Origin of the sequence: Aureimonas sp. AU22, assembly GCF_001463745.1 — a bacterium.
Lineage (GTDB): Bacteria > Pseudomonadota > Alphaproteobacteria > Rhizobiales > Rhizobiaceae > Aureimonas.
Window position 1 is genome coordinate 68,329 of record NZ_BBWJ01000043.1, and the last position, 19,749, is coordinate 88,077.

Genomic DNA, 19,749 nt, shown 5'->3' on the forward strand with positions numbered 1-19,749 from the left:
GGTGTCAGCGCTGCTCGCCGGCGGCAAGCGGCTGGTCGGAGCGTCCGAAGCGCCGCTCGATCCGGCGCTGGACGACGTCCCAGAGGGTGGTCAGGAGGAGGTAGTAGATCGCCGCGACGGTGAAGAGTTCGAGCACCTCGAAGCGCTCCTGGATGAGCACCTGCGTGCGGCGCAGGAGTTCCTCCATCGAGATCACCGAGGTGACCGACGTCGTCTTCAGAAGGCCGTTCACCGAATTGCCGAGCGGCGGCACGATGATCTTGAGCGCCTGCGGAAGCACGATCGAGCGCATGATCTGCGGCTCGCGCATGCCGAGCGCGCGCGCGGCCCGGACCTGGCCCTTCGGCACCGCCTCGATGCCGGCGCGGATGATCTCCGCGAGATAGGCCGCCTCGTTCAGCGACAATCCGATCAGGGCCGCCTGCCACACGTTGAAGCGGAGGCCGAGCTCGGGCAGCGCCGTATAGATGACGATGAGCTGGACGAGCAGCGGCGTTCCGCGGAACAGCCAGATGTAGCCGCCCGCCGCCACGGCCAGGATCCGCGACGACGAGCGCCGCATCAGGGCGAGGCCGAAGCCCAGCACGAGACCGGCAAGAATGGCGACGACCGTCAGCCAGAGGGTCGTGAAGACGCCCTGGAGGATGAACGGGTTCACGAGGTAGCCGAAGAAGCCCGACCAGTTCCAGTTCAGCATGCGTGTCGTCCTTCGCCGGATCGTCGCCGTGGCGGGATGGGAGGCTCGGGGCTCAGCCCGCCGGGCCCTTCACGGCGAGCTCGCCGGACACCGGCTCGACGCCGTATTCGGCGAAGAGCTTGTCGAAGGAGCCGTCGGCCTTCATGTCCGCCAGCACCTTGGCCACCGCGTCCGCCAGGGGGCGGCTCTTCATGGCGAGCGCCACCGGCGTCGGGCCGATCCCGTGCAGCGCGCGATGGAACTGGCCGCGCTTGGCATACTCCTCCGCCACGCCGTCGATCGAGACCATCGCATCCACCTGGCCGGCCCGCAGCGCCTGGTAGGCGAGGGCGAAGTTGTCGAAGGTCCGCACCGTGGCGCCCTCGAGGCCTTTCTCGCGCAGCTGCGCGTCGATCGCCTTGGCCTGCTTCTCCTCGAAGCCGCCGATCTCGACGCCGATGGAGCGCCCCGCCAGATCGTCGAGCGACTTGACCTCGACGCCGGAATTGTTGGCCGTGGAGATGCTGATCGCCTGGTTCTCGTAGGGGATCATCTGCATCATCGCCGCCCGCTCGGGCGTGTAGAAGATGCCGGTGTTGATGAGGTCCCAGCGGCCCGACTGAAGGCCCGGCACCATCGCCGAGAACTCGATGCGGATGTATTCGGGCTCGAGGCACAGGCGCTTGGCGATCTCCTTGCCGAGCTCGACGCGCATGCCCTTCAACTCGCCCGACGCGTCGACGAACTGGAGCGGCGGCAGCGTCGGGTTCGTCGACATCACGAGCTTGCCCGGCTGGATCAGCTCGGCGTCGGCAACGGCGGGCTTGCAGTCCTGCGCCTGCGCGGTCGTGGCGAGGAGGAGGGCGCCGAGGCCGAGGATCAGGGAAAACCGGGTGGGCATGGTGAAACCTCTTGGCAAGATCGGGAGGAAATGCGCATGCTAGTGGTATACCAGTATTATGCGATGAACGCTCGTGGTGTGCAAGGTGGATTTTTCGAGATCGTCAGAAGCGTTCGAGCACGCGTCGGCGGATGCCGGAAAGATGACGCTGCATGGCGTCCGCGGCCTGTTCGGGAGCGCGCGAGGTCAACGCGGAGAGGATCTCGCGGTGCTCACCATTGTCGACATGCAGCGTCGCCCGCCATTTGGTCTGGCGTTCGTAGAGCGTGGTGTAGCGACGCATGTCCTGAAGGTAGCGCGTCATGAAGGGATTGCCGCAGTGGGTCGCGATCAGTGCGTGGAGATCGTCGTCGAACGACAGGAGATCGGATTCCTGGAGATCGTCCGTCGCTTCCAACCGCGCCATGTCGACCTCGAGGCGGGCGACATCGTCGGCCCTCACGGACGTGGCGGCGAGAGATGCCGCAGCCGGCTCGACGAGCGCGCGCATTTCGAGGGTCTGCAGGTAGTCCTGAAGGCTCAGCGCGCGAACCGCAAGGACGCCGGTGTTGCTGCGCACCAGCAAACCTTCGCCGGCCAAGCGGCCCAGGGCGTCGCGCAAGGGGGACCGCGAAACGCCGATCTCCTCGGCGATACGCCGTTCCTGGATGGGCGTTCCCGCCGCGAGGCGGGCGTCGAGGATTGCCGACAGGATATGGCGGTAGGCCTTCTCGGAGAGATTGCTGGGTTCCGCCGGGGCCGGGTGCTTCGCCATCTGGAGCTCGACTGTTTGCTTTCGCACGGCGGAGCAGTGGCATACCAGTCGTGTATAGGCGATAGGCGAAAGCGGCCGGAAGCGAGGGAGCCATGAGTTCAAAGGATGAAATCGCCTTGGCCTCCGCCGCCGATCGCAGCCCGAACCTTGCCAATCTCGTCTACCGCTCGGTGTCCGAAATGATCCGCAGCCGCCGCCTGCGCGGCGGCGACGTCATCGTGGAGGCTAAGCTCGCGACGACGCTCGGCGTGTCGCGAACTCCCATGCGCGAGGCCCTTCAGCGTCTGGAGGGCGAGGGGCTCGTCCACAAGGGCGAGGGGCGCAACTACGTCGTGCGCCGCGTCGACCTCGGCGAATATCTCCAAAGCCTGAGGCTGCGGCTCCTGATCGAACCGGAGGCGGCGGTCCTGGCGCTCGACAACATTCCCCGCCGGACGCTCCTTGCCGTGCGTCTGGAGATCATGGAACTGCTCGACGCCAAGACCTACCACACCGATCAGCACTGGTTCTCGGACGATCATCTCCACGGGATGATCATCGATCATTGCGGCAACGCGGTCATGGCCCGCGTGCTGCGCGACCTTCGGGCCGCGACACGGCTCTTCGAGATCGATCAACTCAAGGAACGGCTGATTCCCGATTCCTCGGAGCACCTCAAGATCATCGACGCGATACAGGCTTCGGACGCGCAGGCCACGCGGGACAGCGTCGCCGCCCACATCCGCAGCCTCATCGCGTTCGCCATGGCGGCCCTCCAGCTGAAATAGCGGGATGCCGGGGCCTCCGATCATGTCTGCCCTGTGCCGCTAGACTTGATCGTCGTGCCCCGTGCCGCGGAATGGAAGGCAGGGACGCTCGCTGTTTCGCCGCAGCCGGAGCAGAGTTCGCCAGCCGCTCACTGGCGACCTCGTGTTCCCCGTGATGGATGTTCCGAGACAACAAAGTCGTAAAAGCTGGGAGATGTCCTTCAGCCCCTTTCCACACGATCTAAAGCGTCGGGCAGAGAGCGACCAATGTGGCGAACTCATTGATGGGATAGGAAATCAGCGATCGACCGGAGGCGATGACGACCTCCGCCATACCCGCACATGCCGCCGTTGCAGCCATGGCGTCAGATGTCCATCATCGGTCGTAAGGGTTCGCAGTTCTGTACCGGAGCGGTGGAATTTCCGGCACACCCGACAGAATGAAACTGGGCACTGGCAAATCGAGGTGATGCTGTGACAGCCGACCGTCGCGCGAGCCAGGTCATGGCGGCTTCGTTGGATCCAGATCCATCCCGCGATGAGAAAAGCGAGGCACAATACCGCGAGCGCTATTGACGTCTCTAGAGACAGTGCGAAGTGGAGACTGACACGCACACCGCGAGTTGCGTTGCCTACGTGAACTGGCTGATTGGACGCCGATCTGAACTCAAAGCTTCGACGTTTCGCTTTTATCGGAGTGCCTCAATTTTCGCTATGCGCGAACATGCTCCGGGGACGACGGAGGGGGCGATAGAGCGAGCGGTCCGCTTGGAAGCCCTTGGCATTCTGCAGGATTCGCGCGGCGGTACGGTAGCTGAATTCGAGCAAAGCGACGTTCGGTATACCGGGCCAAAGCGTACGTCAGGAAAGAAAGTAGAGAAGGTCGACGTTCAAGATGGGGACAGGTTTGTCGAGACGCTCAATCTGAGCAAAAGCCGATACGCGGAACCGATCTGCCTCCTCCTGTGCGCTGGTCTCTATTCAAGGGGGAGGCATGCGAATGGCAGCATGCCAAGCTCTAACACGACATCGAGGCAGGCACATGGATGCTGATCGTTGTCGACGGTAATTGCAGCAACGGTTGATCGAATGGGGTTGATTGAACGATGGTATTTAAATAAATAATCTCGAATCAGAGGTGGTCGATAAATAGTTATCTTATTTGCAGTGAATTCTAACTGAGAAATAGCAAAAAGTTGCCATCCCCATTCAAGGCGGTGAAAGCCAGCCCTGGCCGATTGCGCAAAGCAGAGCAGACGCGCATTGCCACGCATACAACAGCAATAAAAACTCGACCTCGTTCGGAGATGAGCGCTAAAGTCGGAGGAACATAAGTCGTGCGCTACAAAGCGAAATCCGATTGGAAGGTCGGGAAGCTTGCGCGCGGCGGCCCGACGACGGAAGGCAGATAAGCGCTCCCCCGGGCTTCAGGGAGCGCTGCGAGTTCATGGCTCTTGTTCTCGGCGAACGGCTCGTCACGCGCGGCTCTGGACGTTAGAAACCGGCGCCTTCATGCGGGCGACGAGCAGCAAGCTGGCGGCACCGCAGGCCAGAAGCGCCAAGACGATAACCAGCCCGATAGAATAGCTGCCGGTCATGTGGCGGTTCCGCGCGCTCGCAGACCGTGGGCTCGGTACGTCGATCTCGCGCGTTTTCACGCGCTTAGGAGCATGGGTTGCGTGCGCAGACGAAACTTCGCGCCCGCTCTTGCCCTGTCGGCTCGTGCCGCACACAAGGGAAGAATGCAGACGGCCATTCCGACCCAGCCATGATTCCCTCCTCGCTCGTCCGGCGCGTCGACCTCGTCACCCTCCAGCTCTTCGTGACCGTGTGCGAGGAGGAACACCTGACGCGGGCGGCGGAGCGCGCCGGGATCGCGCCGTCTGCTCTGTCCAAACGCCTTGCTGAACTCGAGGCGACGCTCGGCACCGAACTGTTCCTGCGCCATGCCCGCGGGATGACCCCGACGGCCTCCGGCGACACGCTGCTCCATCATGCGCGTTCGATCCTGCGCTCGGTCGACAAAATGGGCGCGGAGCTGGCCGATCATGCCCAGGGGCTGCTCGGGCACGTACGGATCCTCGCCAACATTTCCTCGATCGTCGAATTCCTGCCCGACGATCTGTCGGACTTCTACCGGGCCAACGGGCGCGTGCGCATCGAACTGGAGGAGCGGACGAGCTACGCTGTGGTGAAGGGGATCGAGGAGGGCGTCGGCGACATCGGGCTCTGCGTTTCCAGCGTCGACAGCCGCGATCTCACGGCTGCCCCCTACCGCCGCGACCGGCTGGTGCTCGCCGTGCGGCGCGACCATCCGCTGGCCGGGCGCGAGCGCGTCGGCTTCCTCGATACGCTGGACTACGAGCATATCGGCCTTCATCAGGACAGCGCGATCTATCGCCGGTCGGCAGTGGAGGCCGCGCACGCTGCGCGCGACGTGAAGCTGCGCATCCACGTGCCGGGCTTCGACGCGGTGCTGCGCATGGTGGAAAGCGGGCTCGGCGTCGGCCTGATCCCGGACCGTGCCTTTGCGGTCGTCGCGCGCGGCATGGATCTTGTCGCGATCCCCCTGATGGATCGATGGGCGCATCGCGAGCTGAAGCTGGTGTCGCGCGACCCTGCCGCCCTACCGCAGGCGACGCGCCTCCTGCGCGAGCATCTCCTTCGCCCCGAAGGTTCGCCGCCGGCGAACGAGGGTTGACCGGAGACGACTGGACCCCTGGGCCCGCCCCGCCCTTCTATCGCCTCCGACGACGAATGCACGGCGGGAGGCGGGCATGGACACCTGGAATGAATCGGCGACAGCAACTAGGCTGGCTGGAGGCCCGCTCGCGGGCCTGCGTATCCTCGAGCTCGGACACTTCGTGGCGGCCCCGTTCGCCACGCGCCTCCTCGCCGATCTCGGCGCCGACGTCGTGAAGATTGAGCCGCCCGGCGGCGACCCGGTGCGGCAATGGGGCGAGCAGGCCAACGGCCAGTCGCCCTGGTGGTCGATGCACGCGCGCAACAAGCGCTGCATCGCGCTCGACCTCAAGCATCCTGGCGCGCGCGGCGTGGTTCTGCGGCTGGCGAGCGGTGCCGATGCCCTGGTCGAGAACTTCCGGCCGGGCCAGCTCGACAAGCTGGGACTGTCGGAAGTCGCGCTGCGCGAGGCGCGCCCCGGTCTCGTAATCTCGCGCATCTCGGGCTTCGGGCAGGACGGGCCCTATCGCGACCGCGCTTCATTCGGCGTGATCGGTGAGGCGATGGGGGGCTTGCGCTACCTCACCAATCATCCGCCGGAGGACACCGACCTGCCGCCCTCGCGCGTCGGCATCTCGATCGGCGATTCGATCGCCGGGCTGTACGCCGCGTTTGGCGTGATGGCGGCGCTGTGGCAGCGCGATCGCCCCGACGGCAGACCAGGACCGTTTACGCTCGACGTCGCGCTGACCGAGGCGATGCTGTCGATGATGGAGGGCACGTTGCCCGAATACGGCGTCTTCGGCACCATCAGAGAGCCGCAGGGCTCGCGCATCAAGACGGCCGCGCCGACCAATGCCTATCCGACGCATGACGGGAAGTGGCTCCTGATCGCAGCGAACTCCGACCCGCTGTTCCGCCGCCTTGCGCGCGTGATCGGGCGACCAGAACTTGCCGACGACCCGGCCTTCTCCGCCAATCCCGGACGCTTGCGCAACGTCGCCAGGCTCGACGCGATCATCGCAGACTGGTCGCGCGGCTTCGACGCGGCGGAGGCCGACCGCATTCTGACGGAAGCCGACATCCCCTCCACCCTCTGCTTCAACGCCGCCGACATCGCTGCCGACCCGCAGTATCGCGCGCGCGGAATGGTGCAGGAGCTCGACGACCCGCAGATCGGCCGCGTGCTCCACGCCGGTATCGTGCCGCACGTGCCGGAAGCGCCGGGCATGATCCGCTGGACCGGCCCCGAGATCGGCGCCCACACCGACGAGATCCTAGGCGAAGCGGGCTTCGCGGAGGCCGAGATCCAGTCGCTGCGCGAGGAAGGTGTCGTGCGATGAGCCCCCTGGATCGCCGTACCGACGTCGAGATCGTCGAGGTCGCCCCGCGCGACGGCTTCCAGCCGATCGGGCCCTTCATCGAGACCGCCACCAAGATCGACTTCGTGCGCCGCCTCCATGCGGCGGGCCTGCGGCGGATCGAGATCGGCTCCTTCGTCAGCGCGTCGGCGGTGCCGCAGATGGCCGACACGCCGGCGGTGCTGGATGGGGTGCGCGGCGAGGCCACCCTCCTGCCGCAGCTCCTGGTTCCGACGGAACGGCGGGGGGGCGACGCGCTGGCGGCCGGTGCGCCGATGGTGGCCTACGTCCTATCGGTGTCGGAGGCGCACAACCGCAACAACGTACGCCGCACGCCTGCCGAATCGGCCGCCGACTACGAGCGCTTCGCTTTAGCCGTGCCGACGGGGACCCCCCTTCGCCTCAGCCTCGCCACCACGTTCGACTGCCCGTTCGAAGGCCGCATCGAAGCGACGGATGTAATGGGCCTGTTGGAACGCCTTATCCCCGCGCGTCCCGACGCCGAGATCTGCCTGTGCGACACGACCGGCCGGGCCGTGCCCGATCAGGTGCGCCGCATGTTCGGCGAGGCGATGGCGCGGTTTCCGGACATGCGACATTGGGCGATGCACGGGCACGACACCTACGGGCTCGGTCTTGCCAACGTCTTTGCCGCCTATGAGGAGGGCGTGCGGGTGTTCGACGCGGCGGCGGGCGGTCTCGGTGGCTGCCCCTTCGCACCGGGCGCGACCGGCAACACGGCGAGCGAGGACGTCGCCTGGATGTTCGAGCGGATGGGCATCTCCACCGGGATCGACATCGAGGCGCTGAGAACGGTCGCGGAAGACGCCGCGCGCCTGCCGGGCGCGCAGGCCGGTGGGCGCGTCCGAGACGCCCTTCGTTCGCGGCCGGAACTCTGTGGGGCTTGAGCGTTCGCGAATGGGAAACACCCGTTGCGGCCTAACGCATGTTAGGTGGCGCCGGGCATCATCTAGTCTTGAAGACCAACGACGTCGGGGAGGACGCCGATGACAACGAACGAAGCGCCTGGCGCTGGACGGGGGCGGATGCCGTCTCCGCGCCGAGGCAAACCATCATGCTGACGGCGGTGCAGCCGGCACCGGCCGCGCAGACGCAGGTCTCGTCCGCAGCCGCGCAGGCGATCGGCCTGTCGGGAGTCGAGATCGCCTTCCGCCTCGCCAATGGCGGCCGCTTCGAGGCTGTGGCCCCAACCGACCTCGTGGTGCGCGAGGGCGAGTTCGTCGCCGTGGTGGGCCCGACGGGCTGCGGCAAGTCCACGCTTCTCAACGCGGCGGCCGGCCTTCTCAAACCCTCGGCGGGCAGCGTGCGCATCTTCGGCGAAGAGCTGTCCGGCCTCAACGACAAAGCCGGATACCTCTTCCAGCAGGATTCGCTGATGCCGTGGAAGACGGTGCTCGACAACGTGTCGATCCCGTTGACCATCGCCGGCACGCCCAGACGCGGGGCCGAGGAGCGGGCTCGCGAATGGCTGGCGCGCGTCGGCCTCTCGGCCTTCGGCGACCGCTATCCGCACATGCTTTCGGGCGGTCAGCGCAAGCGCGTCGGCCTGGCGCAAGTCCTGATCAGAAACCCGCGCATCCTTCTGATGGACGAGCCCTTCGGTCCGCTGGATGCGCAGACGCGCGTCATCATGGGCGGCCTCCTACTCGACCTGTGGTCGGCGCAGCGCAAGGCGGTGATGTTCGTCACCCACGACCTCGAAGAGGCGATCGCGCTGTCCGACCGGGTGGTGATCATGTCGGCCGGTCCGCGCGCGCGCATCATCGGCGACTACGTCATTCCGATCGCGCGCCCGCGCGAGATCGCCGACGTGCGCCTCGACCCGCTCTTCCATGACATCCATCGCGAGATCTGGAACGCCCTCAAGGAAGAGGTCGTGAAGGGCTATCGCCAGACCAACGGGCTGCCCGCATGACGAGGCCGGTTCTCATCCTTCTCCAGGTTTCCGTCGCGGTGGTCGTGCTGGTGATCTGGCACCTGTTCACGGCGACGAGCCTGTTCGGCAATCCGGCGAACGCGAAGTTCTTCTTCGCCACCCCGATCGATGTCGGCGAGCGGATCGTCGAGTGGTTCGTCTCCGGCTCGATCTGGTACCACCTCGGCATCACGCTGGCCGAGTCCATGCTGGCCTTCGCGATCGGCTCGCTTGGCGGCGTCGCGATCGGCTTCTGGTTCGCCCGCAAACCCCTGCTCGCGATGGTTTTCGACCCCTACGTCAAGGCGGCCAACGCCCTGCCCCGCGTGGTGCTGGCGCCGATCTTCGCTTTGTGGCTGGGGCTCGGCATCTGGTCCAAGGTGGCGCTCGGCGTCACGCTCGTCTTCTTCATCGTCTTCTTCAACGTCTACCAGGGCGTGAAGGAGGTGAACCAGACGGTGCTGTCCAACGCACGCATGCTCGGCATGACCGAGCGCCAGCTCTTGCGCCACGTCTACTTGCCGTCCGCCCTCAGCTGGATGTTCTCGTCGTTGCACACGGCCGTCGGCTTTGCGGTCGTCGGCGCGGTGGTCGGCGAGTATCTCGGTTCCTCGGCGGGGCTCGGCTATCTCATCCAGCAGGCGGAAGGGGTCTTCGACGTCACCGGCGTCTTTGCCGGCATGTTCGTCCTCATGGCCTTCGTGCTGGTGATCGACGCCGTGGTCACACTGGTCGAGGATCGCCTTCTGGTCTGGCGCCCGCAGGCGCAGGTCGCGACCGCCTGAACCCTCGACGACATCCTCGAACCGGCCTTGGGAGGGGCCCTATTCCATGAAACGCAGAGACTTCCTCATCGCCGGCGGCAGCCTTGCCGCACTGGCCGCCCTGTCCGCCCGGCTGCCCGCTTTCGCGCAGGATGCTGCGGCCGCAATCGAGAAGCCGTCGCTGACGCTGGGCGTCGGCGGCAAGCCGCTCCTCTACTACCTGCCGCTGACCATCGCCGAGCGGCAGGGCTTCTTCGAGCAGGAAGGCCTGAGCGTCGCGATCAACGACTTCGGCGGCGGAGCGAAGTCGCTCCAGGCGCTGGTCGGCGGATCGGTCGACGTCGTAACGGGGGCCTACGAGCATACGCTGCGCATGCAGCATCGCGGCCAAGACATCCGCGCCGTTGCCGATCTCGGGCGCTTCCCCGGCATCACCATCGCGGTGCGCTCGGCCCTGAAGGACGAGATCAAGACGATTGCCGATCTCAAGGGCCGCGCGATGGGCGTCACCGCGCCCGGCTCGTCGACGGCGCTGATGCTGCAATACGCGCTGGTGAAGGCCGGCCTGAAGCCCGACGACGTGTCGCTCGTCGGCATCGGCGGCGGCACCAGCGCGGTGGCGGCCGTTAAGCGCGGCGAGATCGCCGGCCTCTCCCACCTCGACCCCGTGACCTCGCGGCTCGAAGTGGACGGCGACATCGTGCCCCTCATCGACACCCGCACCGAAGAGGGCACGCGCGAACTCTTCGGCGGCACCAATCCGGCCGCCACCGTCTACCTGCGCCACGACTTCGTGGAAGCCAATCCGGTGACGACGCAGCGGATCGTCAACGCCTTCCTCAAGTCGCTCGCCTGGCTGCAGACTGCGACGCCCGATCAGGTCGCGGACTCCGTGCCGGAGGACTACCTCTTCGGCGACCGCGAGTTCTACAAGACCGCTTTCGAGAAGGCGCGTCCGATGTACTCGCCGGACGGCGTCATCACCGAGGATGGCTTCCAGTCGATGCTGTCGATGTTGAAGACGCTGGAGCCGGACGAGTTCGGCAGCGCCGACCTGACCTTCGCGCAGACCTTCGATCCGCGCTTCGTAACGGCGGCCAAGGGCTGACGCACGAGCGCTCCCCGGTTCCGCCGGGGAGCGCTCGCCCTTCTCAGACCCGAAGGTCCGCCGCGCCCCTCCGGACTGCGAATGTCCGCTTCCGGGTGAAGGCCAACCCTACGAGAGCGGATGAAAGGTGTCGGAAGCGGCTGGACCGCTTTCGGGCGGCGGCTTTCCCAGCCGCCGGAGACCGGACGGGGTGGGAACCCGCCTGTCAGTTTTCTGCTTTCAGAAGCAAAAAACGGACGTTCCCCGCAACACCGATGCTTCAGCCGGAACGCTGATCGCGGAAAAGGTTGTCTTACCTTTCCAGTTACTTCCCATCTGGATGGTCATTCCATGAAGTATGTGCTCGCCCTCACCGTCCTGCTCGCTCCCCTTCAAGCTTCCGCCCGTGACATCGGCGAGGTGTCGACGGCCTTCAAGCTGATCGGGCCGAACCACAAGATCGTCGTGACGGCGTTCGAGGATCCGAAGATCGGTGGCATCAGTTGCTACGTCGCCCGTCCGCGAACGGGTGGCCTGAAGGGTGCGGTCGGGCTGGCTGAGGATCCGTCCGTCGCCAGCGTGTCCTGCGTCCAGACGGGCCCGATCGTCTACAACGACACGATCAGCGGCGACGAGGAGGGCGAGCAGGTCTTCGACGAAAGCCGCTCCCTGATCTTCAAGTCGCTGGAGATCGATCGCCTCTTCGACGAGGCGAACGGCAGCATCGTCTACGTCGCGCGAACGACGCGCCTGATCGATGGCTCGCCGGCCACCTCGTTGTCGGTCGTCGCACCGATGGCGTGGAACGGGACGCAGCCGGACGCTCCAAAGGTTCGTTGATCGCTTGCATCCCCGATCGGCTCGCCCGGACGACCGCTGGACGAGACATGGTGCATGGCGCCAGCGACCCTTGCCCGGTCGTCGGACGTCGACAGGCGCTATACGTCGATGCGAAGGCCCGTGTTCCCCGCATGATGGTCCAGCATGCGGTCCAAGCGACGCTTATCCCACCGTCTGGCTGGACAGTTCGAGAACCGGCCGGCGCACACGCACCTTGTCGACCGTGCGCCCGTTCATGGCGACGACTTCGAATTCCAGACCGTCGGCAGCGAGGCGCTGTCCGGCGGCGGGAATGTCGCCGAGCGCGCGAACGATGTAGCCGTTCAGGGTCGTGTAGCGATGGTTCTCGTCGACGAGGTCGGCACCCAGGACCGAGCTTGCGCGGTGGACGTCGACGAAGCCGTCGAGGGTCCACGAGCCGTCCTCGGCAAGCGTCACTTCGGCGGCAACTTCGTCACGGTCCGGAAACTCGCCTGCGATCGCTTCGAGAATGTCGGTCGGAGTGGCGACGCCGACGACGGCGCCGTACTCGTCGACGACGATGGAGAGCGGGGTCGAGGCCTTTCGCAACTCTTCCATCAGGCGCAGCACGCTCGCTCCGTCGTGAACGATGACGGGCTGGCGCATCTTCGCCTGGAGATCGATTGCCGTGCCCTGCGCCAGCGTGTGCAGGAGGTCGGTGGTCGCCGCGACACCCACGAACCCGTCGAGGCCGTCCCGGCACAGAAGCACGATGGAGTGCGTGAGCTTCAGGATGTCGGCGCGGATTTCCTCCTGCGTCTCGCCCAGATCGATCCATTGGATCTCGGAGCGAGGCGACATGATGGTCCGCACTGGACGTTCGGCCAGCGTCAGGACGCCCTGGATCATGTCGGTTTCCTCAGGAGCGAACACCGCCGAACCGGCATCGTCGGCGGACCTGTCGAGGGATGCGGGTGCCGGCGGCTCGCCGCGGCGGCGGCCGCCCAGAAGCTTGAGCACGGCGGCGGCGGTTCGCTCGCGCATGTCCATCCCCGCGAACTCGCGGTCCTTGTTGCGGCCGCGGAACTGGTTGGCCGCCTCGATCAGGACGGAGAAGCCGATGGCGGCGTAGAGATAGCCCTTTGGCAAGTGGTAGCCGAAGCCCTCGACGACGAGGCTGAACCCGATCATCAAGAGGAAGCCGAGGCACAGGATCACGACCGTGGGGTGCCTGTTGACGAAGGCCATGAGGGGCTTGGACGCCAGCATCATGATCGCCATGGCGACGACGACGGCGATGACCATGACCATGAGGTGCTCGACCATGCCGACGGCGGTGATGACGCTGTCGAGCGAGAACACCGCGTCGAGGACGACGATCTGCGCGATGACCTGCCAGAACACGGCGTTGGCCTGTCCACCGCCGGACTTCGCCTCGTGGCCCTCCAGCCGTTCGTGCAGTTCCATCGTTCCTTTCGCAAGGAGGAAGACGCCGCCGACGATGAGGATCAGGTCCCGGCCCGAGAACGACAGGCTGCCCACCGAGAACAGCGGGTTGGTCAATGTCACGATCCAGGAGATCGACGCGAGCAGCACGAGGCGCATGCCGAGTGCGAGGCTGAGTCCGATCAGCCGGGCCCGGTCACGCTGCTCGGGCGGCAACTTCTCGGCGAGGATGGCGATGAAGACGAGGTTGTCGATGCCGAGCACGATCTCGAGCACGACCAGCGTCGCAAGCCCGATCCATGCGTTCGGGTCTGCAATCCATTCCATAGGGATGTTGATCCTGTGTGAGGTGGTTCAGCGCGTGTCGGCGAGACGGGCGACGGATGCCCGGCGCCGCTGCTCGCGGAGCGTTGCCCGCGACGGGGACTTCGCGAACAGCTTGCGGCCGCCGACGAGGGTCGCGAGAGCGGTCACCACCAGCACGGCGACGAGGCCGCCGATCGCATGCTTGGCGGACAGGTCGGGAAGCTGTCCCATGCCCTGCGCGGCGAGCCAGCCGGGTGCCAGCATCAGCGGAGCCCACACGATGGCAGACAGGACGTTCGCCATCTGGAAACGCGTCTGGTTCATCGCCATCATCCCCGCGACGAGGGGAACCGTGGATCGGATCGGGCCCAGGAACCGCCCGAGGAACACGGCGGCGAAGCCGTACTTGCGGAAGAACAGGCGCGTGCGAGCCACCGCGTGCCGGTAGCGGCGCAGCGGTCTGCGGTAGACGATACCAGGACCCAGCCATTTGCCGAGAATGTAGGATACGACATCACCGAGAACGGCGCCGACGATGGCGCACACGAGCACGGTCACCGGATCGAGGACGCCCGATCCGACGAGACCGCCGACAAGCAGCAGCAACGCAGTTGCCGGGATCAGCAGTCCGGCGATGACGAGGGACTCCCCGAACGTGATGAGGGCGACGATCGGTCCCGCCCAGGCCCGGTTGTCCTGAATGAATGTGCCGAGATCGGCGAAAAGCGCTTCCATGATTCCTTGCGTGTTTGGATGTCGGGCATCAAACGACGAGGGCGTCGGGTTTGCCCAACGCCGTCAGCGTCAGTTTGACCTGTGCTCGTCAGGGCAGGCTGCGCTCGACCCGCCCGGCCTCGCGCAGGAGCCGGCCGTGGTCGATGTTCGAGCCGATCAGGGCGTAGGCGACGTCGTCTTCCTGCCAGAACGCAGCCGAAACCTCGCCGCCGCCCGCCGTGGTGATCGGCAGGTTCACGGACGTGCCGGGCCGCGCGGCATAGAGCGCGACCCGGCCGATGTCGTGTGTTTCCATGGCGACGCTGACGCTGGGGCCGAACGTCGAGGGGAACACCTGCACGTCGTCGATCGTCCATTCCTCCGGTAGGGCCGGCATGGCGATGGCCGTGGCCGCTCGCAGTTCTCCCCGGTCGTAGCGCTTCACCTCGAGCTGAGACGGCATGCCGTTCCGCAAGGTCGTGGTCGTGTAGGACTCGAGCGCCTCCGAAACGAAGGCCGGGGGCGGGGCGGACGCGTTGCTCCGCCTGATCCCGAAGACATCGAACTGGCTCTGGGCCAGCAATCCGCCACAGAGGATCAGAACAGCGGCCACCGCCTGCATCGCGGGTCGGCGATACGAGAGGAGCTTGAGCTTCAGTCGAAGCTGGTCGGCGAGGATGGCGGTGCCGGCCTGTTCGATTCCCGTCGCGTCCAAGAGCGCCAGTCGCAGTTCGTTCCTGACGTGGAGGTCCGCCAGAACCTTCACGGCCATGTCCGGATGATGAGACAGATACCGCTCCACCTCGACCCGGCGCACGGCGTCGAGCTGCCCGTCGACGTAGGCGATGAGGTCGGCATCGAGGACGCGATCACTGTCAGGATGCATCGGGGACTCCGGGAGCGCGGAAGGGCAGTACAACGGAGAGCGTGCCGTTCTCGATCTCCTTCAGGCGGGTGCGGCCACGAACCAGACGGGAGACCAAGGTGCCCACCGGGATGCCGAGCTGTGCCGCGGCCTGCTCGTAGGACAGACCCTCGAGGCAGATGAGGTGCAGCGCGGCTCGCTGATCCACCGGAAGGGACATGAAGGCACGTCGGACATCCGCCAGGCGCAGCGAGGTGTCCTGCGAGGCCGCGACCGTGCGGTCGAGACGCATGCCGACTTCGGCATAGCGCACCGTCTCGGCCCGGCGAGACCGCTCCCTGTCGAGGAAGCGATTATGGAGGATCGACATCAGCCAGGCGCGCAGACTTTGGGCGGTGCGGAGCTGGTCGCGCTTCTCGAACGCCTTCAGGAGGGTGTCCTGAACGAGATCCTCCGCCTCGTGCGGATCACGCGTCAGGGTCAGTGCATAGCGCCGAAGCGGCGTCAGTTCTCCCACCACGTCGAGGTCGCGTTTTGAGTCCGTCATCCCCCATAGACGGAGCATGGCCGCCTTCTATCCCTGCCTAAAAATATATTTCGTCCAACGGTCCGGATACGCGTCGCGAACGGGTCGGCACGGACGTCCTTGAAGCGAACCAAGCCCGTTCAGCGTAGGCATTCCCGGCGCTTGCCGCAGATGGCGCCCTCGCCAAGGCGGCCTGGAACCCTGAACCGACTGTGTCACCGGCCTGTCATGCGAGGTCCCTATCCGGCCCATCGCTCGACAGGCGAGCACCCGTCGAAGGAAGGATCCGGATATGCGAACCAAGACCGCCGCGCTGATCGCGTTGATGATGACCGCCGGCGCTGCCGGAGCGCAGGAATACGTCTCGCCCTACGCCTATCCGCAGCCGGAGGACACGACCGAGTTCTTCGCCATGATCGAGATCCCGCAAGGCAGCTTCACCAAGTACGAGATCGACGCCGAGACGGGCCACGTCATCGTCGACCGCTATCAGTCGATGCCGGTCGTCTACCCCGCGAACTACGGGTCGATCCCGAGCTCGCGTGGGGGGGACGGCGACCCCTTGGACGCGATCGTCTACACCCGCGAGCCGATCGTGCCCGGTGCCATGATCAAGGTGCGGGCCATCGGCGTCCTCAAGATGATCGACGGCGGCGAGACCGACGACAAGATCGTCGCCGTTCCGGTCAGCGACGTGAATCCGACCTACGACAAGGTGCAGACGGTAGCCGATCTACCGACGATCGAGACGGAGCGGCTCGAGGCGTTCTTCCGGGTCTACAAGCAGCTTCCCGCGGGCCGCAAGGTCGTCGAACTCTACGGCTTCGGCGACGCGTCGGCGGCTCGGGAAGAGGTCGCGCAGGCCATCCGCAACTATCGCGGTCAGAACCAGTAAGATCGTTCAGGGCACAGCCGCGCGAGGTCTGATACAGCCATTCGGCCTGGTCCCCTGGGTGTCATCCTGTCCGTACCAGCAACGTCGAGCATCATGCCGATCCGAGTATCGCGCGGTACTCGACGTCCCCTTCGTCGGCTACTGCGCATCCCGTTGGCGTTGGAACGCGTCGGCCTCTTGTCCCATTGTGCATACTCAACGGTTTCGCCACACGCTTTGGAGACGGCATGCTTAAGGGAATTGGAATTATCGGACTGATCATCTTCTTGATCGGCCTGGCAGTGGTGGTCGGGTTGTTGAAGCTCATATTCTGATCTTCAAGACGGCGGCGGCGAGCTTCGTCGCCGCCGATAGGCCTTTCCATTCAACTCGCGCGCGAAATTACCCAGACGCTTGCTTGTGGAATGGCTCTGTCCCGAAGCGCACGTCTGCAAGCGGTCCGAGCCAGGCAGCTGCTAGAGGAAGGCGCAAGGGAACGATACCGATTGCATCCGTGCGTTCGCCATCTGTCCGCACACCTGTGCGGTAGCACCACTGTGGAAGATATGATGGGCTGAACGGCCCTGAATACGGCCCGCCAGACCTTCAGACGTGCGCCGTCGATCCTACCAACCAGCGAGGCGCTCAACGGCGCCGCATCGTCGTCAATCGATCGGTGCTAGCCGAGCGCAGCTTCGTTCGTTAGGAGACCCCCTTCGGTCGCATGTCAAAAGATGCGGCCGCATTCGTCCGATCGAAGCTGGGTTTGATTCAATGCATACGCACGATACCGCCGGCGAGCGTCGAACTTTCCGGAAACGTCGGCGCTCCATCGCGATCGGCCGCATGCTTTCGATTATCATCCTGGCATGCCCGCTGATTGCCATCTGCAATCTCCTCTACGTCCTCATGCGTCCGACCTATCTCGACGGATTCCTCTACGTCGACAGTTTCGCGGAATACTTCCAGATCGGCTTGCTTATCTGTCTGGCCGTTGGCTTCACGACAGCGTCCATCGCGCTCGCGGCCTTGACTCTGCTGAGAGCGCAAGCGGCGGGGCCGGCGAGTTTCGATTGGCGGAAAGCGTCTTCGCAATCCCGCGGCAATGCAGGACAGGACGCCGGCGCATGACGGTGAGTTGGTTCGACGCCGCCGTGCTTGGTTTGCTTCAGGGACTGACCGAGTTCCTGCCCGTATCGTCAAGCGCCCACATCCGGATCGCTGCAGAATTCCTGCCATCAGGGGCTGATCCAGGCGCTGGCTTCACCGCCATCACCCAGATCGGTACCGAAGCTGCCGTGCTCGTCTACTTCCGGAAGGACATCTTTCGGATCGCGAATGCCTGGATTTCCCAGGCAATCTTACGCAGGCCCCATGAAGCCGACCAAGCTCGCCTCGGCTGGCTGATCATGATTGGCTCGCTTCCGATCGTCGTCCTTGGCCTCCTTTTCAAGGATCAGATCGAGCACGGCCTGAGAAACCTTTATATCACAGCGACGATGCTGATCGCTTTCGGCATCGTCCTTGGACTTGCCGATCATTTCGGGCGCAAGGTGATCCCGCTGGAGCGCTTGACCTGGCGTCACGGCGTCCTGTTCGGACTCGCCCAGGCAATGGCACTCGTGCCCGGCGTTTCGCGCTCCGGGGGCACCATCAGCGCTGGACTTCTGATGGGCTACACGCGGGAAGCGGCAGCGCGCTACTCGTTTCTTCTTGCGATCCCGGCGGTCCTCGGGTCAGGCTTCTACCAGCTTGCCAAAAGCATAGGCCAGGATACGCCCGTCGCCCCGGGTGCAACGGCTCTTGCCACCTTGATAGCTTTTGTCGTCGGATACCTCGTCATTGTGGGTTTCCTGAAGCTCGTTTCGACCCGGAGCTACATGCCGTTCGTCTACTACCGGGTCGCTTTGGGACTAAGCCTCATCGCCCTGCTTGCGGTCGGCTACATCGTTCCCTGAGGCAAGGTTCGAGGCGTCGAGCCAACCAGATCGGCGTCCTAGAGGATGAGTCCCGGCATATGGGTAATCTCATGCCGACGGAGTTGGCGTAATCGCAGGCTGGAAGGTCGGCTTTCAGGGGTGCGTTAGTGAACTTCAGAATGGTTTAGAAGGGTCGTTTGCGGATGGACCGCTTCCGGGTGTCCGCTTCCCCGGTACTGATCGGCTTGGCAGGGTGGAAAGGGATCTGCCGCTTCCGGCACATTGAAGCATGAAAGCTGCCACTCGCGGCGAGTAATCATCCAAAGAGGGGGCGTCTTCCTTTGCGAGTGCACCCGGGTTCAAACTGTGTCCAACCCTGTCCGCGCCGCGGACACTTGCCACAGACTTTCGGCCGATTCCGGATCGCATGCCCACGAACTGACACCCTTCCTTCCCGTGCTCGGCTCGTTGACGACCGCCACGTCGCAGTCCTCACAGTAGACCTCACCCATGCCGTTGAGCTGCGGGCTCGTCGCGCACCAGACGCTCGTGGCAGCGCCTTGCTCCACGGTCTTCATCCCACGCGCCGGATCGACGACAGGACGGCCTGCCTCGTCCAGTGCGTCGAACGAGGCGATCTCCTCGGCACTGAGGTGCCGGGCCAGATCGGTCAAGATCTGGCCGGGATGCAGCGAGAAGGCCCTGATGCCATGGCCTCGTCCTCGCCGGTCGAGCGCCATCGCAAGGAGCGCGTTGGCCGTCTTCGACTGACCGTAGGCGAGCCACTTGTCGTGAGGACGAACCCGGAAGTCGATGTCCTCGAAATCGACCCCGGCGATCTGGTGGCCGCGCGATGAGACGCTGACAACGCGTGCCCCTTTGGCGGCGACGAGAGCTGGCCATAGGCCGAGCGTGAGCCGGAAGTGGCCGAGGTGGTTGGTTGCGAACTGCGCCTCGTGTCCGTCGGCATCTCGCGTTTCCGGCGTCGCCATGATGCCCGCGCTGTTGACGAGGATCGACACGGGCCGGCCGGCGGACACGACCCGACCAGCGAAGGCGGCGACGGACTGCGGATCGGCGAGATCCATGAGCTCGACCGTGGTGCTGGCGAGCCCGAGCAACGCGGCTCTTGCCCGTTCGGGATTGCGCGCTGGCACGATCACCTCGGCCCCAGCGTGAACAAGAGCGCGCGTCGTCTCGAGTCCGAGCCCCGAGGCTCCTCCGGTCACAACGGCAAGCTTCCCAAAGAGATCGATTCCGGCGACGACCTCCATTGCCGTGCTGGCAGCACCGAAGCCGGAACCGATGGGTGTTTGCCGGGTCATGCTGCTGTCCTGCGTGGTTGGGCGCGTCCAGCGGAAGCAGAGAGCGCTTTGAGAGGTTGGGTTTGG

At 65.2% G+C, this 19,749-nt stretch carries 20 protein-coding genes; 11 read left to right on the forward strand and 9 right to left on the reverse strand.

Translation table 11 applies throughout. The annotated features are described in order from the left end of the window. Positions 1–4 precede the first annotated feature (4 nt). From AUL34_RS14910 to AUL34_RS14920, 3 genes are all read right to left on the reverse strand, one after another. Positions 5–697, reverse strand: coding sequence for an amino acid ABC transporter permease (locus AUL34_RS14910; protein WP_061935171.1), 693 nt, complete (start codon positions 695–697; stop codon positions 5–7). Positions 698–749: 52 nt separating this feature from the next. Next, entirely contained in the window at positions 750–1,577 is an 828-nt protein-coding gene (locus AUL34_RS14915; RefSeq protein ID WP_061935173.1) for an ABC transporter substrate-binding protein, read from the reverse strand. A gap of 103 nt (positions 1,578–1,680) precedes the next feature. After that, positions 1,681–2,331: a GntR family transcriptional regulator gene (locus tag AUL34_RS14920; RefSeq protein ID WP_061935175.1), complete on the reverse strand. Its 651-nt coding sequence runs from the start codon at positions 2,329–2,331 to the stop codon at positions 1,681–1,683. A 116-nt stretch (positions 2,332–2,447) separates the two neighbouring features. Between AUL34_RS14920 and AUL34_RS14925 the strand changes: the two genes are divergently transcribed. Continuing rightward, the gene (locus AUL34_RS14925) at positions 2,448–3,098 is read left to right on the forward strand and encodes a GntR family transcriptional regulator (protein ID WP_370539047.1); all 651 of its coding nucleotides are present in this window, start codon (positions 2,448–2,450) and stop codon (positions 3,096–3,098) included. A gap of 1,454 nt (positions 3,099–4,552) precedes the next feature. Here AUL34_RS14925 and AUL34_RS23035 read toward each other — a convergent pair. Beyond that, positions 4,553–4,675 (reverse strand): hypothetical protein, encoded by a 123-nt coding sequence (locus AUL34_RS23035; RefSeq protein ID WP_274532657.1) that lies wholly within the window; start codon positions 4,673–4,675, stop codon positions 4,553–4,555. A gap of 170 nt (positions 4,676–4,845) precedes the next feature. Here AUL34_RS23035 and AUL34_RS14930 point away from each other — a divergent pair, with 170 nt between their 5' ends. From AUL34_RS14930 to AUL34_RS14960, 7 genes are all read left to right on the forward strand, one after another. Then, a complete protein-coding gene (locus tag AUL34_RS14930; RefSeq protein WP_061935179.1) occupies positions 4,846–5,778 on the forward strand; it encodes a LysR family transcriptional regulator in 933 nt (310 codons plus the stop codon). Positions 5,779–5,854: 76 nt separating this feature from the next. Further along, on the forward strand, positions 5,855–7,102 hold the full coding sequence (locus AUL34_RS14935; RefSeq protein ID WP_061935183.1) for a CaiB/BaiF CoA-transferase family protein: 1,248 nt from the start codon (positions 5,855–5,857) through the stop codon (positions 7,100–7,102). Next, on the forward strand, positions 7,099–8,028 hold the full coding sequence (locus AUL34_RS14940) for a hydroxymethylglutaryl-CoA lyase (protein ID WP_061935185.1): 930 nt from the start codon (positions 7,099–7,101) through the stop codon (positions 8,026–8,028). The genes AUL34_RS14935 and AUL34_RS14940 overlap by 4 nt, the downstream gene beginning before the upstream one ends. Positions 8,029–8,195: 167 nt before the next feature. Beyond that, complete coding sequence (locus tag AUL34_RS14945; protein ID WP_082653419.1) at positions 8,196–9,056, forward strand: ABC transporter ATP-binding protein; 861 nt, start codon at positions 8,196–8,198, stop codon at positions 9,054–9,056. Continuing rightward, positions 9,053–9,841, forward strand: coding sequence for an ABC transporter permease (locus AUL34_RS14950; protein ID WP_061935186.1), 789 nt, complete (start codon positions 9,053–9,055; stop codon positions 9,839–9,841). The genes AUL34_RS14945 and AUL34_RS14950 overlap by 4 nt, the downstream gene beginning before the upstream one ends. A 46-nt stretch (positions 9,842–9,887) precedes the next feature. Beyond that, positions 9,888–10,928 (forward strand): ABC transporter substrate-binding protein, encoded by a 1,041-nt coding sequence (locus tag AUL34_RS14955; protein WP_061935188.1) that lies wholly within the window; start codon positions 9,888–9,890, stop codon positions 10,926–10,928. A 330-nt stretch (positions 10,929–11,258) separates the two neighbouring features. Then, positions 11,259–11,747 (forward strand): CreA family protein, encoded by a 489-nt coding sequence (locus AUL34_RS14960; protein WP_061935190.1) that lies wholly within the window; start codon positions 11,259–11,261, stop codon positions 11,745–11,747. 162 nt (positions 11,748–11,909) lie between these two features. Here AUL34_RS14960 and AUL34_RS14965 read toward each other — a convergent pair whose 3' ends face one another. The 4 genes from AUL34_RS14965 to AUL34_RS14980 form a co-directional block, all read right to left on the reverse strand. Continuing rightward, entirely contained in the window at positions 11,910–13,493 is a 1,584-nt protein-coding gene (locus tag AUL34_RS14965) for a TerC family protein (RefSeq protein ID WP_192845771.1), read from the reverse strand. A gap of 15 nt (positions 13,494–13,508) precedes the next feature. After that, on the reverse strand, positions 13,509–14,195 hold the full coding sequence (locus tag AUL34_RS14970; protein ID WP_061935194.1) for a DedA family protein: 687 nt from the start codon (positions 14,193–14,195) through the stop codon (positions 13,509–13,511). Between the two features lie 88 nt (positions 14,196–14,283). Further along, a complete protein-coding gene (locus AUL34_RS14975; protein ID WP_061935196.1) occupies positions 14,284–15,060 on the reverse strand; it encodes an anti-sigma factor in 777 nt (258 codons plus the stop codon). Then, positions 15,050–15,604, reverse strand: a complete 555-nt coding sequence (locus AUL34_RS14980; protein WP_192845767.1) for a sigma-70 family RNA polymerase sigma factor — start codon at positions 15,602–15,604, stop codon at positions 15,050–15,052. Before AUL34_RS14980 ends, AUL34_RS14975 begins: the two co-directional genes overlap by 11 nt. Positions 15,605–15,857: 253 nt before the next feature. Here AUL34_RS14980 and AUL34_RS14985 point away from each other — a divergent pair, with 253 nt between their 5' ends. The 3 genes from AUL34_RS14985 (at position 15,858) to AUL34_RS14995 (ending at position 18,397) form a co-directional block, all read left to right on the forward strand. Further along, positions 15,858–16,460 carry an inorganic diphosphatase gene (locus tag AUL34_RS14985; RefSeq protein WP_061935200.1) on the forward strand — a complete coding sequence of 201 codons (603 nt, stop codon included), beginning with the start codon at positions 15,858–15,860 and terminating at the stop codon, positions 16,458–16,460. A 753-nt stretch (positions 16,461–17,213) separates the two neighbouring features. After that, positions 17,214–17,570 (forward strand): hypothetical protein, encoded by a 357-nt coding sequence (locus tag AUL34_RS14990; protein WP_061935202.1) that lies wholly within the window; start codon positions 17,214–17,216, stop codon positions 17,568–17,570. After that, a complete protein-coding gene (locus AUL34_RS14995; protein ID WP_061935204.1) occupies positions 17,567–18,397 on the forward strand; it encodes an undecaprenyl-diphosphate phosphatase in 831 nt (276 codons plus the stop codon). The genes AUL34_RS14990 and AUL34_RS14995 overlap by 4 nt, the downstream gene beginning before the upstream one ends. A 320-nt stretch (positions 18,398–18,717) precedes the next feature. Here the strand turns inward: AUL34_RS14995 and AUL34_RS15000 are convergent, their stop codons facing one another. Next, complete coding sequence (locus AUL34_RS15000; protein ID WP_061935206.1) at positions 18,718–19,683, reverse strand: oxidoreductase; 966 nt, start codon at positions 19,681–19,683, stop codon at positions 18,718–18,720. Positions 19,684–19,749 lie beyond the last annotated feature (66 nt).